This window comes from Spectribacter acetivorans, from assembly GCF_031846305.1.
Lineage (GTDB): Bacteria > Pseudomonadota > Gammaproteobacteria > Nevskiales > Salinisphaeraceae > Spectribacter > Spectribacter acetivorans.
On sequence record NZ_JAVRHY010000005.1, the window covers coordinates 120,930 to 137,074 of the forward strand.

The 16,145-nt window shown below is 66.8% G+C and carries 13 protein-coding genes; 10 read left to right on the forward strand and 3 right to left on the reverse strand.

The features are described 5' to 3' along the window. Positions 1–10 precede the first annotated feature (10 nt). The 6 genes from RM531_RS07285 (at position 11) to RM531_RS07310 (ending at position 9,051) form a co-directional block, all read left to right on the forward strand. Positions 11–2,932 carry a methyl-accepting chemotaxis protein gene (locus tag RM531_RS07285; protein WP_311658358.1) on the forward strand — a complete coding sequence of 974 codons (2,922 nt, stop codon included), beginning with the start codon at positions 11–13 and terminating at the stop codon, positions 2,930–2,932. A 123-nt stretch (positions 2,933–3,055) separates the two neighbouring features. Then, entirely contained in the window at positions 3,056–3,916 is an 861-nt protein-coding gene (locus RM531_RS07290) for a CheR family methyltransferase (RefSeq protein ID WP_311658359.1), read from the forward strand. After that, on the forward strand, positions 3,913–4,527 hold the full coding sequence (cheD, locus tag RM531_RS07295; RefSeq protein ID WP_311658360.1) for a chemoreceptor glutamine deamidase CheD: 615 nt from the start codon (positions 3,913–3,915) through the stop codon (positions 4,525–4,527). Before RM531_RS07290 ends, cheD begins: the two co-directional genes overlap by 4 nt. 15 nt (positions 4,528–4,542) lie before the next feature. Continuing rightward, entirely contained in the window at positions 4,543–5,625 is a 1,083-nt protein-coding gene (locus tag RM531_RS07300; RefSeq protein ID WP_311658361.1) for a protein-glutamate methylesterase/protein-glutamine glutaminase, read from the forward strand. A 26-nt stretch (positions 5,626–5,651) separates the two neighbouring features. Further along, positions 5,652–6,815, forward strand: coding sequence for a methyl-accepting chemotaxis protein (locus tag RM531_RS07305; RefSeq protein ID WP_311658362.1), 1,164 nt, complete (start codon positions 5,652–5,654; stop codon positions 6,813–6,815). Positions 6,816–6,939: 124 nt separating this feature from the next. Beyond that, on the forward strand, positions 6,940–9,051 hold the full coding sequence (locus RM531_RS07310) for an EAL domain-containing protein (protein ID WP_311658364.1): 2,112 nt from the start codon (positions 6,940–6,942) through the stop codon (positions 9,049–9,051). A gap of 8 nt (positions 9,052–9,059) precedes the next feature. On the opposite strand, the gene RM531_RS07315 is transcribed toward RM531_RS07310, so the two are convergent. Together RM531_RS07315 and RM531_RS07320 are read right to left on the reverse strand one after the other, a co-directional pair. Next, positions 9,060–9,509 (reverse strand): LexA family protein, encoded by a 450-nt coding sequence (locus RM531_RS07315; RefSeq protein WP_311658365.1) that lies wholly within the window; start codon positions 9,507–9,509, stop codon positions 9,060–9,062. 141 nt (positions 9,510–9,650) lie between these two features. Next, positions 9,651–10,544 (reverse strand): alpha/beta fold hydrolase, encoded by an 894-nt coding sequence (locus RM531_RS07320; RefSeq protein ID WP_311658366.1) that lies wholly within the window; start codon positions 10,542–10,544, stop codon positions 9,651–9,653. A gap of 166 nt (positions 10,545–10,710) precedes the next feature. Between RM531_RS07320 and RM531_RS07325 the strand changes: the two genes are divergently transcribed. From RM531_RS07325 to RM531_RS07335, 3 genes are all read left to right on the forward strand, one after another. Beyond that, the gene (locus RM531_RS07325) at positions 10,711–11,151 is read left to right on the forward strand and encodes a pseudoazurin (protein ID WP_311658368.1); all 441 of its coding nucleotides are present in this window, start codon (positions 10,711–10,713) and stop codon (positions 11,149–11,151) included. A 217-nt stretch (positions 11,152–11,368) separates the two neighbouring features. Beyond that, positions 11,369–12,247 carry a glutathione-dependent disulfide-bond oxidoreductase gene (gene yghU, locus RM531_RS07330; protein WP_311658370.1) on the forward strand — a complete coding sequence of 293 codons (879 nt, stop codon included), beginning with the start codon at positions 11,369–11,371 and terminating at the stop codon, positions 12,245–12,247. Between the two features lie 44 nt (positions 12,248–12,291). Beyond that, positions 12,292–13,185, forward strand: coding sequence for a DMT family transporter (locus RM531_RS07335; RefSeq protein WP_311658372.1), 894 nt, complete (start codon positions 12,292–12,294; stop codon positions 13,183–13,185). 20 nt (positions 13,186–13,205) lie between these two features. Here the strand turns inward: RM531_RS07335 and RM531_RS07340 are convergent, their stop codons facing one another. After that, positions 13,206–14,192, reverse strand: a complete 987-nt coding sequence (locus tag RM531_RS07340) for a cyclase family protein (protein ID WP_311658374.1) — start codon at positions 14,190–14,192, stop codon at positions 13,206–13,208. A 141-nt stretch (positions 14,193–14,333) separates the two neighbouring features. On the opposite strand from RM531_RS07340, the gene RM531_RS07345 reads away from it, so the two are divergent. Continuing rightward, a complete protein-coding gene (locus RM531_RS07345; RefSeq protein ID WP_311658375.1) occupies positions 14,334–15,872 on the forward strand; it encodes a sensor domain-containing diguanylate cyclase in 1,539 nt (512 codons plus the stop codon). The last annotated feature ends 273 nt before the right edge of the window (positions 15,873–16,145 follow it).

Genomic DNA, 16,145 nt, shown 5'->3' on the forward strand with positions numbered 1-16,145 from the left:
AACCCAAACCATGTTCGGATTCAGTTTTTCGAATGGGTCCGCCCGTCGCGCGATGCAGGCGCGGTTGGCTGACCTGGAAGCCCTGACAAGCGCGGTGAATCGCTCGCGTGGCGCCATTACCTATGACCTCGACGGCACCATCCGCGACGTCAACGCCAATTTCAGTGGCCTGAGCGGCTTCGATTCGGCGGCGCTGGCGGGCAAACCCCACGACCATCTCCTGGTCGAAAAGGACAATGCCGAGATCTGGACACGCCTGCAGCAGGGCGAGTTCGTGTCTGGCCGCTACGCCTACCGGCGTGCCGACGGTGGCCGGTTCTGGGGCCAGGCGATCTACAACCCGCTACTGGCGGCCGATGGCCGTCCCTACAAGGTGGTGCAGTACGTCACCGACGTTACCGACGAGGTCACTCAGGCAGCTGATTATCAGGGCCAGCTGGCGGCCATTTCCAAGGCGCAGGCAGTGATCGAGTTCGATCTCGACGGCACCATCCGAACGGCCAACGACAACTTCCTGAATGCGCTTGGCTACACCCTGGACCAGGTGCAGGGTCAGCATCACCGCATCTTCGTGGAGCCGGCCGAACGGGAATCCGCGGCGTACCGGCAGTTCTGGGAAAAGCTCGGGCGCGGCGAGTATGACGCCGGTCAGTACAAGCGCCTGACCCGGGACGGCCGGGAGATCTGGATCCAGGCGACCTACAACCCTATCTTCGACACGGAAGGAAGGCCCTTCAAGGTGGTCAAGTACGCCACCGACGTGACCGAACAGGTCACACGAGCCGCCGACCAGCAGGGCCAGTTGGCGGCCATTTCCAAGGCGCAGGCGGTGATCGAGTTCGACCTCGATGGCACCATCCGCACCGCCAACGACAACTTCCTCGGCGCGGTGGGCTACCGGCTGGAGGATGTGCAGGGCCAGCACCATCGGATATTCGTGGATCCGGCGGAACGCGAGTCGGCGGAGTACCGGCGATTCTGGGACAAGCTCGGGCGCGGGGAATACGACGCCGGCCAGTACCGTCGGGTGACCAAGGACGGGCACGACATCTGGATTCAGGCCAGCTACAACCCGATATTTGATGCCGCGGGCCGGCCGTTCAAGGTAGTCAAGTACGCCACCGATGTCACCGAGCAGGTGCTTGGTCAGCGCACCACCGAACAGGCCGTCACCGAAACGGGTTCGGTGGTCAGCGCCGCCCGCGCCGGGGATCTGTCCAAACGCATCCCGATGGAAGGCAAGAGTGGTCCGATTGCGACACTTTGCGACGGCGTCAATGCCATGCTCGAGGACATCGCCGCCGCGCGTGACGCGGAGCAGAAGATCGCTGCCGAGAATGTCCGCATCCGCAATGCCCTGGACAACGTCACCACCAACGTGATGATTGCCGACAACGACCGGCGCATCATTTACGGCAACAACTCGCTGATGGCCATGCTGGAGGTCGCCGAGAGCGACATCCGCAAGGATCTGCCGCAGTTCTCGATGGGCAAGGTGATGGGCGCGACCATCGATATCTTCCACAAGAATCCCGACCACCAGCGGCGGATGCTGGAGAATCTCACCGGTACCCATCGCGCCGAGATCGGCGTGGGCGGCCGCACCTTCAACCTGACCGTCAATCCCATCACAGACGAGGACGGTACGCGTCTGGGTACGGTGGTGGAGTGGCAGGATCGCACCGCGGAAGTGGCGGTGGAATCCGAGGTCAACGAGATCGTCGAGGCGGCGGTCAACGGCGAATTCAGTCGCCGCATCGCGCTGGATGACAAGGACGGCTTCTTCGAGCGGCTGGCCCGGGGTGTCAACGATCTGCTTAGCACCAGCGAAGCCGGTCTCAACGACATCGCCCGGGTGCTGGCCGCGCTGGCCAAGGGCGACCTCACCGAGTCGATCGACGCCGATTACAAGGGCACCTTCGGGCAGCTCAAGACCGACGCCAATGCGACGGTGGACCAGCTCAAGAGCATCGTCTCCGGTATCAAGCTGGCGGCCGAGACCATCGATACGGCTGCCCGCGAAATCGCCGCCGGCAATGCGGATCTGTCGTCGCGCACCGAGCAGCAGGCCGCAAGCCTGGAGGAAACCGCGTCCAGCATGGAGGAGTTCACCTCCACCGTGAAGCAGAATGCGGACAACGCCAGCCAGGCCAATCAACTGGCCATTGGTGCCAGTGACGTGGCCAAGCGCGGAGGCGACGTGGTGGGACAGGTTGTCACCACCATGGATGCGATCAACGAAAGCTCCAAGAAGATCGTCGACATCATCGGTGTGATCGACGGTATCGCGTTCCAGACCAATATCCTGGCGCTGAACGCGGCGGTGGAAGCCGCCCGCGCTGGCGAACAGGGCCGCGGCTTTGCGGTGGTGGCCGGCGAGGTGCGTAGTCTCGCGCAGCGTTCGTCCGCGGCGGCCAAGGAGATCAAGACACTGATCGGCAATTCGGTCGAGAAGGTCGAGAACGGCTCCGACCTGGTCAGCCAGGCCGGCCAGACGATGGCCGAGATCGTCGATTCCGTGAAGCGGGTGACCGACATCATGGCCGAAATCAGCGCGGCCTCCCGCGAGCAGAGTTCCGGCATCGAACAGGTCAACCAGACCGTCACGCAGATGGACGAGGTCACCCAGCAGAATGCGGCGCTGGTCGAGGAAGCCTCGGCCTCGGCTCGTTCGCTGGAAGAGCAGGCTGCCGGCCTGGTGGAGTCGATCCGGGTGTTCCGTCTCGACGACCAGGGTGGCGCCAGCGGTGCCATCCGCGTCGCCCCGGCGCTTGCTGCCGACTCGAGACGCTCGCCCGGCAACGGGAAGGGCGCGTCAGCCGATCGTTCGGCCACCGCCCACGCCGGAGCGCCGAGCAAGGCCAACGGCCGCGCCATGAATGGGCATACCGCCAGTCAGGAACACGACAGTGATCAATGGGTCGAGTTCTAACCGCGCGCTTGTGCCCGCGGGCGCGGCTGTCGCACCCGTGTCGGTCTGGCTAAGCCTCGGGGCAATGCTGGCTCGCCAGGGCACCGGCTTCGCCGGCGCGGTGCTGGGTCCGGATAGCCGCCTATGACCGGTACCAACCGTGGCGCTGGCGAACGGGAGTTCGCCTTCGATGACGGCCACTTCCGTCAGGTGTGCGAGCTGATCCACAGCCGGGCCGGTATCGCGCTGGCACCGGGCAAGAAGGACATGGTCTACAGCCGGCTTTGCCGCCGGCTGCGGGCCCTGGGCCTGGCCGACTTCGATGCCTATTTGCGCCGGCTGAGCCGAACGTCGGATCCGGAATGGGAGGCGTTCACCAATGCTCTGACCACCAATCTGACCGCCTTCTTTCGCGAGCCGCATCATTTCACCTGGCTGGCCGAATTTCTGGCCGGCCGGGGGGCGGGCGACCGGACGCGGGTGTGGTGTGCAGCGGCGTCCACGGGCGAAGAGCCCTTTTCCATCGCGATGGTGGCGGCGGAAACGCTGGGGCGGCGTGCCGGCACGCTGGAGCAGGTGGCCACGGATGTGGATACCGCGGTGCTGGCCCGCGCCCGAGCCGGGGTCTACGACCTGGATCGCATTGATGAACTGTCCGCGGAGCGGCGCAAGCGATTCTTCCAGCGCGGCATCGGGCCGAACGCCGGCAAGGTGCGGGTGCGGCCGGAGACCGCAGCCGCGATCCGTTTCCAGACGCTTAATCTGGTCGCACCGGACTGGCGGCTGGACGGGGTTTTTGACGTCATCTTCTGCCGCAACGTGATGATCTATTTCGACAAGCCCACCCAGCGCCGGATTCTCGAACGCATGCATCAGCGACTGGCGCCCGAGGGCTATCTGGTGGCCGGGCACTCGGAGAGCTATCTCAACGTGCCCTCTTTGTTCACCCCCTGCGGGCGCACGATCTACCGGCGTGCCGGTATCAGCGGCGCGCAGGCGGCATGAGCCAGGCGGCGGCAACCGTGCTGGAGGACCCCCAGGCGCCGATGCGGTTTCACGACAATCGCCTGGGCGCCACGGTGGCGAAGATTCTTCCCGGTGCGTTCTACGCCACCGCCGAGGACATCGTGCTGATGACGGTGCTCGGCTCCTGCGTGGCAGTCTGCCTGTATGACCCGCAGGCCCGCATCGGGGGCATGAATCACTTCATGCTGCCGGAGGATCGCAGCACGGGCTCGGTGAGCGCATCGGGTCGCTATGGCTCCCACGCCATGGAACTGCTGATCAACGACATGCTCAAGGCCGGCGCCCAGCGCACGCGGCTTACCGCCAAGGTATTCGGCGGCGCCGCCGTACTGGCGAGCCTCGCGGGCAGTCGCGTGGGCGAGCGCAACGCCGAATTCGTGCGGGCCTACCTGACTGCCGAGCGGATCCCGGTACTGGCGGCGGACCTCGAAGGCCTGCAGCCGCGCAAGGTGCTGCTCTATGCCGCCCAGGGACGGGTACGCGTTCGGCACCTGGCCGCGGTCGAGGCCGGGTCCGTGGCGGTTCAGGAGAAGACCTACCGCGCCCGCCTGTCCACCGAACCGGTGGCCGGCGACGTGTCCCTTTTCTAGCTCTCGGGCCCTGCCATGCAAAAGATTCGCGTGCTGATCGTCGACGACTCGGCCCTGGTGCGCCAGGTGCTGACCGACTTGCTGTCGGCGGACCCCGGCATCGAGGTGGTCGGGTCGGCGGCCGATCCCTATCTGGCCCGGGACAAGATCAAGACGCTGTCGCCGGATGTTCTCACGCTGGATGTCGAGATGCCGCGCATGGACGGGCTGACGTTCCTGTCCAACCTGATGCGGCTGCGGCCGATGCCGGTGGTCATGGTCTCCTCGCTGACCGAACGCGGGGCCGAGGTCACGCTCAAGGCCCTGGAACTCGGGGCCGTGGATTTCGTCACCAAGCCCCGGCTGGGTCTGACCGAGGGTCTGCAGGAATACGCGGAGGACCTGGTCGCCAAGGTGCATCAGGCCGCCGTGGCCCGGGTTTCCGCCCGTGCCGACGGACCCGCCCAGGCCGGGCCGGTGATTCGCATGAGCAGCCTGCGGACCACCGACCAGGTGATTGCGATCGGCGCTTCCACCGGGGGCACCGAGGCTATCCGCGCCGTGCTTCAGGTGCTGCCGCCGGACTGTCCGCCGGTGGTCATCGCCCAGCATATCCCGGCCGCCTTCAGCGCTTCGTTCGCCGAGCGTCTGGATCAGCACTCGGCCCTGGTGGTCTGCCAGTCCCGCGGCAACGAGCGGCTGATGGCCGGGCATGCCTACGTGGCACCGGGTGACCGACACCTGCAGGTGGTGCGAAGCGGGGCCCATTTCCTGACCCGGCTGGACGATGGTCCGCCCGTCAATCGCCACAAGCCCAGCGTGGACGTCCTGTTCGATTCGGTGGCGATCGCCTGCGGCCGCAATGCCGTCGCCGCCATTCTCACCGGCATGGGCGAGGACGGGGCTCGCGGCCTGCTGGCCATGCGCGAGGCGGGTGCGACCACGCTGGCGCAGGACGAGGCAACCAGCGTTGTGTGGGGCATGCCGGGTTCGGCGGTGCGCCTGGGGGCGGCCGACCGGGTGCTGCCGCTGGCCGAGGTCCCGGCGGCCCTGGTGGGTGGTGGCCGGGTAGCGCCGCCCGGCCCCGGGGCTAAAACAAACAGTCTATCGGTCCGTTAAGCAAGACGGGTCCATTGGAGAAGGCAATGCGTTACAAGCATCTGGTCACCGGCGTCGGGATTCCGGCACTTGCCACCCTGGCGCACGTGATAACGGTTTCCCAGCCGGTACCCGCGGCCCTGCGCTGGACGGTGCTGGCAGCCATGCTCGCCAGCTGGGGCTACTACGTCTGGATCCGCGAGCGCGGCCTGGCGCAATCGGCCGATCAGTCCGCCGACGAGGCGGCGTTGCTTGACGAGCTCGCCGAAACCGGCCGGTCGGAGCTCTCGCTAGCCGAGGCGGAAGTCGAGCGGGTATCGACGCTGATCAACGATGCCGTGGCCAAGCTCACCAGCAGCTTCAAGGATATCAACGCCCTCGTGCGCGAACAGGGTGGCCAGGTTCGCGGCATCGTGCAGGCCGGCGACAACGGCGCGGCCAACGTCAGCGGGTTTGCCAGTTCCGTGGGCGATCTGATGACGCATATGGTGGGCGTGCTGGCGGACGGCAGCCAGCGCAGCACCGACACGGTGACCCGCATCGATGCCATGGCCCAGCACCTGGACGGCATCTTCGCGCTGCTGGAGGACGTCAAGTCGATCGCTGACCAGACCAATCTGCTGGCCCTCAACGCCGCCATCGAGGCCGCTCGCGCAGGCGAGGCCGGGCGAGGTTTCGCGGTGGTGGCCGAAGAAGTGCGCAGCCTCTCCGAGCGTTCGGCGGTGTTCAACGAGCAGATCCGCAAGCTGGTGACCAGTTCCCGCGAGGCCATCGCCAACGTCAGCGACACCGTGGGCGACATGGCGTCCCGCAACCAGGAAGCCAGCAAGCAGGCCCGGAGCCGCGCCGACGGTCTGGTACGGGATATCGAGGGGCTGAACAACACGCTGTCCGAGGCGTTGGGCGAAGTTTCGGCGAGCAGTCAGCGAATCGATCAGGCCGCCCAGGTCGCGGTTCGTTCGCTGCAGTTCGAGGATATCGCCACCCAGGCGCTGGGGGCGGCCCGCCGCCATCTGGAGCGGGTTCGGCTGATGGGCGATAACGCCGGTGAACTCCGCGCCCCGGGGATCGCCGGGGCGAGTCGGGAGGCACGGATACAGCGCCGGGTCACCCGCCAGCGTATCGCCGAGCAGGCCGACGATTGGCGCGAGCCGCCCCATAACCCGGTCTCCCAGGTGTCGGTGGCGCCGGGCAACGTCGAGCTATTCTGAACCGGGTCGGCGCTAACCGGCGCCGACTAAAATTCCGACGCTTCTGCCGTTAAGCACGGCATGAAGCGTTTTTTCATTCCGGCGCCCCGCGAGAGCGACGGCGGATATTCAGTCGGGCCCGGCCATGACTGATACGCCGCCCGGCAAGGTGATCCCCATGTTCACCGAGCTGGCGCTGCGCGAAAGCGAACGGCGTTTCCAGCAGGCTTTTGATCACGCTCCCATCGGGTTCGCGCTGGTGGCACCGGACGGCCGCATGCTGGCGGTTAATCACGAGCTCTGTCTGATGCTGGAATACGATCGTGCCGAGTTGCTGCAGCGCGACTTCCAGTCGATCACGCATCCCGATGATCTCGAGAATGATCTCGCACAGGTACGGCGCCTGCTGGACAGCAACGCCGACGATTACCGGATCGAGAAACGCTACATCGCCCGGTCGGGCTCGATCGTCGAGGCCCAGCTCGATGTATCGCTACTTCGCGGTGTGGACGGCCGGCCGATTCATTTCCTGTCGCAGATCCAGGACATCACCGCGCGCAAGCAGCAGGCAAAGGCCCTCGCGCGGGCCGAGCGGGTGGCCCAGACAACCCTGTCCGCCCTCGGCGAGGGCGTGATCCGGTGTCACGCCGACGGCCGCATTGCCGATGCCAATACCGCTGCACTGGCGATGCTGCAAGCGGATCCTGAGACCCTCATCGGCCAGCCGGTGGCCAGCACGGTGGTGCTGGAAAGCCTGGAAGACGGGCAGCGTCTGGCCAACCCGGTGGGCCAGGCGCTGGCAGATGGAACCGTCGTCAGACTGGCTCGGTTCGCCCGCCTGGCCAACGCCGGCGTCAACCCGCCGGTCGTCACGGCAATGGCATCCCCGATCCGGTTCTCCGATACGGAACCCGCGGGCGCAGTTATGGTGCTGCAGGATGTCGGCGAACTGCACCAGGCGACCGAGGAACTGATCTACCTGGCCAGCCACGACGCACTGACCGGCTTGCGCAACCGCGGCGCGCTGGAGAAAAATCTGCGCCGCATCATTGATCACGGCGATAAACAGCCCCGCTATCTGTTGCACATGAATCTGGATCATTTCCGCACTGTCAACGACATCTGCGGGACCCAGATCGGCGATCGCGTGCTGGAGGATCTGGCCACGTTGCTGCAGGCGGCACTCGGCGAGCGCGCGCAACTGGCACGCCTGAGCGGTGACGAGTTCGCCGCGCTGGTGGCGGCCGACGGCGAAGATGCCGTTACCACGCTGGCCAATGAACTGATCGATACCGTGGACCGGTACCACCTCATCCACGAGGATCGTCCCTATACCGTCGGTCTCAGTGTGGGCGTGGCCGCACTCATGCCCAGTGACTGCGAGCCTTCCGAGTTACTGGTGCGGGCGGATGCCGCGCTGGATGTCGCACGTCAGGCGGGACGTCATCGTGTGCATTTCTACAGCGGGGATGATCCGGCGATACGTTTCAACCTTGACGCCCGTGATGCGGCGCAACGCATTCACCGGGCCCTCGAGCAGGACGGGTTCGAACTGCATCTTCAGGCGATTGTCGATGCAGCGGGCCAGCCGCAGGGCTACGAAGCGCTGTTGCGGCTGCGGGATGGCCGCGAAATGCTGCCGCCGGGCGCGTTCCTGCCGGCAGCCAAGCACCTCGGGCTGATGCCGGCGATCGACGAATGGGTAGTCAACGCCGCGCTGGACCTGGTCGGCTCACGCACCGCGGCCGGGCATTGGCCCGCCAGGCGTTATCTCTCCATCAATCTCAGTGCCGGCAGCGTCAGTGATCCCATCTTCGGTGCTCGTTTGCTGGAATGCCTGCGCCAGCGATCTCCGCCAGCCGACGCGCTGCGGTTTGAAATCACCGAAACGGACGAACTGCGAGGGCACGATTACGCGACCCTGATCGCGGCACTGCGCGCGAACGGCTACCGCGTCTGGCTGGATGACTTCGGCAGCGGTTACAACACCTTTGAACTGCTCAAGCGGCTGCCGGTCGATGGCATCAAGATCGACGGCCTGTTCACCCGCGAGCTTTGCGACGACCCGATTGACTCGGTGCTGGTGGCCGCCATCGCCGATGTCGGGCGGCGGCTGGCAATCGAAGTCGTCGCCGAAGGCGTGGAAGACGCCGGCAGCCTGGAAATTCTGACCGGGCTCGGTCTCGGCAGCTTCCAGGGTTTCTATTTCCACCGCGGCGAATCCGCCGCGTCTGCCCTGGCCCGTCCCGCGTTTTAAGTTCCGGCTCAGGCCGCGACGGTGTCCGAATCGGCCAAGGATCCTACGTACACGCCTTCGATAACGACCTGGTCGGCGGGTATGCGGATATCGGCATAGGCCTCGTTGGCGGGTACCAGCACCACCTCGCCGTTGTCGATGCGCAGTTCCTTCACGGTCACATCCTCGCCGTGACGGGCCACCACGATGTCGCCGGGACGGGCGCTGGACTGCTTGCGCACGGCGATAAGATCGCGGTCGGAAATCCCGGCGCCGATCATCGAATCGCCGCGTACCCGCAGCAGGTAATCCGGGCGGTACCGGAAGCGCGCGGCCGGGACATGGATCACCTTTTCGGTGTTCTCGATCGCCGCAATCGGGGCGCCGGCGGCCACCCGGCCGATGATCGGCAGCGTGAGCCAGCCCGCCGGCGCGGCGGACAGAACATCGGCTGGTTGCGTCTGGGCAGAAACGGGCATCGGGGACACCGGCAATCGCTGAGTAGGAAGTGTATATAAATACACTTTGACGTCGAGGGCAAGTGCCGATTGCCGCTCACCCGGCCCGAGGGCTCGCTGATTCATTCGGCGGGGCCCACAGGCGGCCCGGCTGACGGGCGCTCAGGTCCCGTCCGTGAAGAAGCGCAGCAGCTCGTCGTGCACCTCGTCCGGCGACTCCTCGGGCAGAAAGTGGCCGCAGGCCAGCGCCCGGCCCGCCGCCTTATCGGCATAGTCCTGCCATACGGTGAGTACGTCGTAGGTGCGGTGGACGAAACTGTGCGCCCCCCAGAGCACCAGTAGCGGGCAGGCAAGCCGCCGGTCACGGTCGGCCTCGTCGTGGATCAGGTCGATGCCGGCCGCCGCCCGATAATCCTCGCAGCTGGCGTGAATGGCCGCCGGGTCGGCAAAGCAGCGCTCGTACTCGGCAATTGCCGCGTCATCGAAACGGGCGCCGGGGGCGGCCCAGCGGCGCAGCTTTTCCCGCAGGTAGTAGCCGGGGTCGGCGCCGATCATGGTTTCCGGCAGGCCGTCCGGCTGGATCAGGAAGAACCAGTGGTAGTAGCCGGTGGCGAACTGCTGGTCGGTGTGCCGGAACATGTGCAGCGTGGGCGCGATGTCCATCACGCAGGCGCGGCGCACGCGGTCCGGGTAATCCAGTGCCATGCGGTGGGTCACCCGAGCCCCGCGGTCGTGGCCGGCGACGTCGAACTCGGCGTAGCCGAACGCATCCATCACCGCCGCCATGTCCCGGGCCATGGCCCGCTTGGCGTAGGCGGCGTGATCGTCGCCGCCGGGCGGCTTGCTGCTGTGGCCGTAACCCCGCAGGTCCGGGCAGATCACGTGAAAATGCCGGGCCAGGCGCGGGGCGACCGCGTGCCACATGACATGGGTCTGCGGGTAGCCGTGCAACAGCAGCAATGGCGGCCCGGTGCCGCCGTGCACCAGGTTGATGCTGGCGTCGCCGGTATCGACCTGGCGTGTTTCGAAATCCGGTCCGAACCGAGTCGGTGTCATGCGGTCAGAAGCGTTGGCCACAACGTTTGCTACGGTTCCGGGACAGGCCATCAGTGTGCCATCTGTTGCGGGTGCCCGGCGTGCGTTGCAAGCGGCCCGGTACCGAGACCACGGCCGGATCCATGCTCATGGCCCATTCGTTTTGACTGAACAGGAGTTGACCAACATGCGTCGTCTGATTTCCGGACTGATCACGCTGGCTGCGGTTTCGGCCGTGCCGGTCCAGGCCGCCGACCACACGGTGGAAATGCTCAACACCGGTGACGAGGGCACCATGGTGTTCTCACCCGGCTACCTTGAGGTGGCGCCGGGCGACACGGTGACCTTCAAGCCCACGGACCCGGCCCATAACAGCCAGTCGGTGCTGGTGCCGGACGGCGGGTCCGAGTGGAAGGGCGAGATCAGCAAGGAAGTGACGGTCACGCTGGATGAGCCCGGTGTGTACGTCTACAAGTGCCAGCCGCACGTGGCCCTGGCCATGGTGGGCGTGATCCAGGTCGGCGAGCCCGGAAACCTGGACGCGGCGAAGAACAAGGCCGAGGAAATCGCCGCCAGTTTTGCCGCCAACAAGGACCGGCTGGACGGGTATCTGTCGCAGGTGGAATGACGGAGCCCGGCGCCCGGGGCCCGCTGCGGCGCGGCCCCGAGGCCGACCGGATTCGCGGGGGCGGCCTTCGGGCCGCCCTTTTCGTTGCCAGCGGGATCGTGCGGGTCCGGTCGTCTTCCCACGGCAAGTTGTCTTGCCCCGGTGCCCGGGGCTACGCTTGCGACCGCCATTCCTGCGCGCACCGCGTTCTGCGTTGCCGCGAACCTACGAGGCACCGATGACCGATACAACCGGCTACACGCCCCCCGCCGTCTGGACCTGGGACGCCGAAAGCGGCGGCCGCTTCGCCAGCATCAACCGGCCGATCGCCGGAGCCACACACGACAAGGCACTGTCGGTGGGCAAGCATCCGTTACAGCTGTATTCGATGGCCACGCCGAACGGCGTGAAGGTCACGGTCATGCTCGAGGAGCTGCTGGCGCTGGGGCATACCGGCGCGGAATACGATGCCTGGCTGGTCAACATCCTGGAGGGCGAGCAGTTTTCCAGCGGCTTCGTCGAGGCCAACCCGAACTCCAAGATTCCGGCGCTCATGGACCACAGCACCGCCACGCCCACCCGCGTGTTTGAATCCGGCGCCATCCTGTTGTACCTGGCCGAGAAATTCGGCGCGTTCCTGGCGACGGAACCGGCGGCGCGCACGGAGACGATCAACTGGCTGTTCTGGCAGATGGGCAGCGCGCCGTACCTGGGCGGCGGCTTCGGGCACTTCTACGCCTACGCGCCGGAACCGATGGAATACCCCATCAACCGCTTCACCATGGAAGTGAAGCGTCAGCTGGACGTGCTCGACCGGCATCTGGCGGACAACGCCTTCCTGGCCGGCGAGGACTACAGCATTGCCGACATGGCCAACTGGCCCTGGTACGGCGCGCTGGCCAAGGGCGTACTCTACGACGCTGCCGAATTCCTGCAGGTACAGGAGTACCGCAACCTGCAGCGCTGGGCCGATGACATTGATGCCCGGCCGGCGGTGCAGCGCGGCCGCATGGTCAACCGGGTGTGGGGCGACCCGGCCGAGCAGCTTCCCGAACGTCATGACGCCAGCGATTTCGAGCATCGCACCAAAGACAAGCTGGACGCCGCGGCCGGCTAACCGGCACCCGTGCCGCGCCGCGCCTGATCCGGCCCCGTTCGGCCATGCCCGCCGGCTGGTTCGCCTATGTGCTGCTGACCGGCACCGCCATGGCCTGGGGTGCCAACGCGGTGGCCGGCAAGCTGGCGGCGGGCCATGTCGACCCGATCGTGCTGACCCATCTGCGCTGGGGCTGCGCGGCGCTGGTGATACTGCCCTTCGCCTGGCCGCATCTGCGGCATGACTGGCCGCTGGTGCGACAGCACGCCGGGTTGCTGTTCCTTTACGGCCTGATCGGCTTCGGCGCGTTCAACATCGCGCTCTACAGTGCGCTGAACTACACCAGCGCCGTGAACGTGGTGATCGAACAGGCCGGCATGCCCGGCATGATCTTCCTGCTGAGTTTCCTGTTCCTGCGCCAGCGGCCGGTACCGGCGCAGCTGGTCGGGTTCCTGATGACCGCGGCCGGGGTGGCGGTGGTGGTCTCCGCCGGTGATCTCGCCCGCCTGCTCACGCTGTCACTCAACCGGGGTGACGCGCTGATGCTGGTGGCCATCGTCTGCTACAGCGCCTACGCCGTGGCGCTGCGTTTCCGACCACCGATTCACTGGCTGAGCTTCATCGCGGCGATTGCCGCGGCCGCCTGGCTGGCCACGCTACCGGTGGCAGCCTGGCGGATCACCGCGGACCCGGCGGGCTGGCCGGACCTGACCGGCTGGGGCGTGGTGCTGTTCGCGGCCGTGGTGCCCGGGGTGCTGGCCCAGGCGGCCTTCATCCGCGGCACCGAACTGATCGGCGCCAACCGCGCCGGCCTGTTCATCAATCTGGTGCCGCTGTTCGGCACCGGTTTTTCCGTGCTGCTGCTGGGCGAGGCCTTCCACGCGTTTCACGCCCTGGCGCTCGCGCTGGTGCTGGGCGGTATCGCCCTGGCCGAACGCAGCCGGGGCGCCACGGGCTGAGCACCCCGGCTGCGTTCGCGTCAGCGAATGGCGGTGGGATTCACGATCGCCTGGACGCCGCCGGTGAAGCGCGGGGCCCCCAGCACGAACATGAACTCGGACACCCCGTCCGCCACCAGCTCGGCGGTATCCATGTTTTCCAGAATGTAGATGCCGTTGCGGGCCAGCAGCTCCTGATGCACCTCGAATACGCCGACGCCTTCCTCGAAGGGGATCACTTCCAGGCCCCAGGTATCGGCGCCGGCGGCGACCACGTTCTTCTCCGCCAGGTAGCGGGCGCCGTCCAGTCCCAGGCCGGGTTCGGCGGTGATGTAGCGCTCGTCGTCCTCGCCCACCAGGTCCAGCCAGCCGGTGTGGAACAGCACCACGTCGCCCTCGCGGATCTCGATTCCCTGGGCCTTCGCCTGGGCCCGGATTTCCTCGCGGTTGAAGGCGGTGCCTTCGTCCAGCACGGCCTGATCGAAGTGGTCGGTCATGTCCAGCACCACCCCGCGGGTGACCATGTTGGGCACCTGATGGATGCCCAGCGCGGTCAGCCCGTCGCCCTGCACGAACTCGCTGGCGGGGTGACAGTTGTAGTAGACGTTGTCGATGCCGATGTGGCCGAGCCCGTCGATCTGCGAGCCGATACCCACATAGCCCATGTGGATGTCGTCGTTGAACACCGTCTGCGACTCGCCGATGCTGGCCCCGCCGGCCTGACCGGGCTGGGTGACGACCATCGACCAGGAACGGGAACCGTAGGCCGGCGTATCGGCGTTGGTTTCTGCCCCCAGCCCGTAGACCTTGCCCCTGGTGACCAGCTTGGCCGCGGCCCGGGCGCGTTCCTCGGTGAGCAGGTTGGCGGCACCGATTTCATCGCCCGGTCCCCATTCCGACTGGCACCATTCCGGCGCATCGGGCGCCTCGGCCGGCAGGGGCTTGTCGTCGTTGTCGGCCGCGCCGGCGGCACCGGCGATCAGGGCGGCGGTCAGAGCGATAGTCCGCGTCGCGATTGTCAGGTGCATATCCGGGTCTCCTCCGTGTTGTCGGTGTGAGTGTACTTACTCATCGCTCGGCGAGCAGGCCCACCGGGCCGCCGCGTGAAGTGGCCGGCGCCTGTGGGTACACTAAGACGCGTCATCCGTTCGTGATTCGCAACCCAACGCATGAGTCAATCGGCCAAGGCCTCGACGGTAGCTGCCGAAAGCCTGCTGACCGCGGTCGCCGAACAGGTTGCCGGGGCCGGCGATCTGGAAGGCCTGACCCGGCCGCTACTGAACATCTTGCAACGCCTGACCGGGCTGGATTCGGTGTATCTCACCGCGATCGACTGGCAGGCCGATCAGCAGCAGATCCTGTTTTCGCAGAACAGCGGTGACATGACTATCGGCGAGGGGCTGGTGGTGCCCTGGCACGACACGCTGTGTCGCCGCGCGCTGGACGAGAACCGCTTTCTCACCACCGATGTGCCGGTGCGCTGGGGCGATTCCGAAGCGGCCCGGGCGCTCAATATCCAGACCTATGCCAGTGTCCCGGTCAAGGCCGACGACGGCGAGATTTTCGGCACCTTGTGCGGCGCCAGCGACCATGTCGCCCCGGTGCCGGAAGGGACGGAGTCAGTGATGTCGCTGTTCGCCCAGCTGGTGGCCCACCAGATCCAGCTCGAGCGTGCTGCCAGTCACGCCCGGCAACGGGCGCGCCAGGCCGAGGACGCGGCCCGCTCGTTCCAGGGCATCGCCGCGCTGGCCGAGCAGTGTTCCGGTGCCACCGTTCTGGAGGAGGCCCTGCATGGCTGCGCGGGGGTGCTCGATTCCATCTGGACCGACGTCACCGTGCGCACCTGCCACCCGGCCGACGAGGGGCCGGCCAAGCCGGTGGTCCGGGCGTTCATGAACTGGCTGATCGGCCAGCAGCTGACACCCGACGGCGCCGGCTGGTGGAACCGGCGTGACGATCCGGACGTGTTCGAGGCCGCCGGCGAGTTGGTCGGCCCGGATATCGTGGGCATCGGCGTGGCCTGCGCGATGCGTCGCGGCCAGAGCGCGGGGTCGGTGCTGGTACTGGCCCGTGCCCTGCCCAGCCAGGGGCTGGCCGCGCAGCAGATGCTTACCGGCCTGGCCCTGCATCTGTCGCTGCTGGTCACCCGGCTGGAGCTGCGCGAGTCGCTCGAGGCCTCCTATCGGGAGATCGAACGGCAGGCCCGGCTGGACCCGCTCACGGCCCTGCCCAACCGGCGCCAGCTGGAGGAAGAAGGCGAACGGCTGCGTGCCCGGGCGGTTCGTCATGGCGGCCGGGTGTGCGCGGCCTTTGTCGATCTGGACGGCTTCAAGCAGATCAACGATGACCACGGCCACGACGCCGGTGACCGCTTCCTGATGCAGGTGGCCGTCTCGCTGCAGACCGTCACCCGGGCCGAGGAAATCTGTGCCCGTTACGGGGGTGACGAGTTCGTGCTGCTGGCGCTGGTCCCGGAGCATGAGGCGGATGCCTTTCATGACGCCGTGCGAGATCGTCTGGAAGAGGCGGTCCGCGGTCATTACGACCTGGGCGACGCCAGCATCGACTATCCCGGCGCCAGCGTGGGTGTAACCATCCAGGCCAGCGCCGAGGAGTCGCTGGCGGACCTGCTGGTACGGGCCGACGAAGCGATGTACGAGGTCAAGCGCCGGCGGCGGGGCGAGGGGGCTTCGGGCCGCCGCGATTGAGCGAGGCGGTGCTGCCCCGTCAGGCTGAGACCACCACCGGTTTCACCACGCGGGCGGGTTCCGTGGCAGCTGCGGCTTCGTTGATGTCCTGAAAGTCGAAGGTTTCAATCAGCCGGCCGAACGGAAACCTCCCGGCCTGCCGTTTCCGCTCGGTTTGTGGGTAATGTCAACCGCCCAACAAAAAAGGCGACGCCCCGGCCCGGGACGCCGCCTTCATTCGGGTCGGGCGATGTCGGCGGTATCCGGCAGGCCCGGATACCGCCGATCGCCACC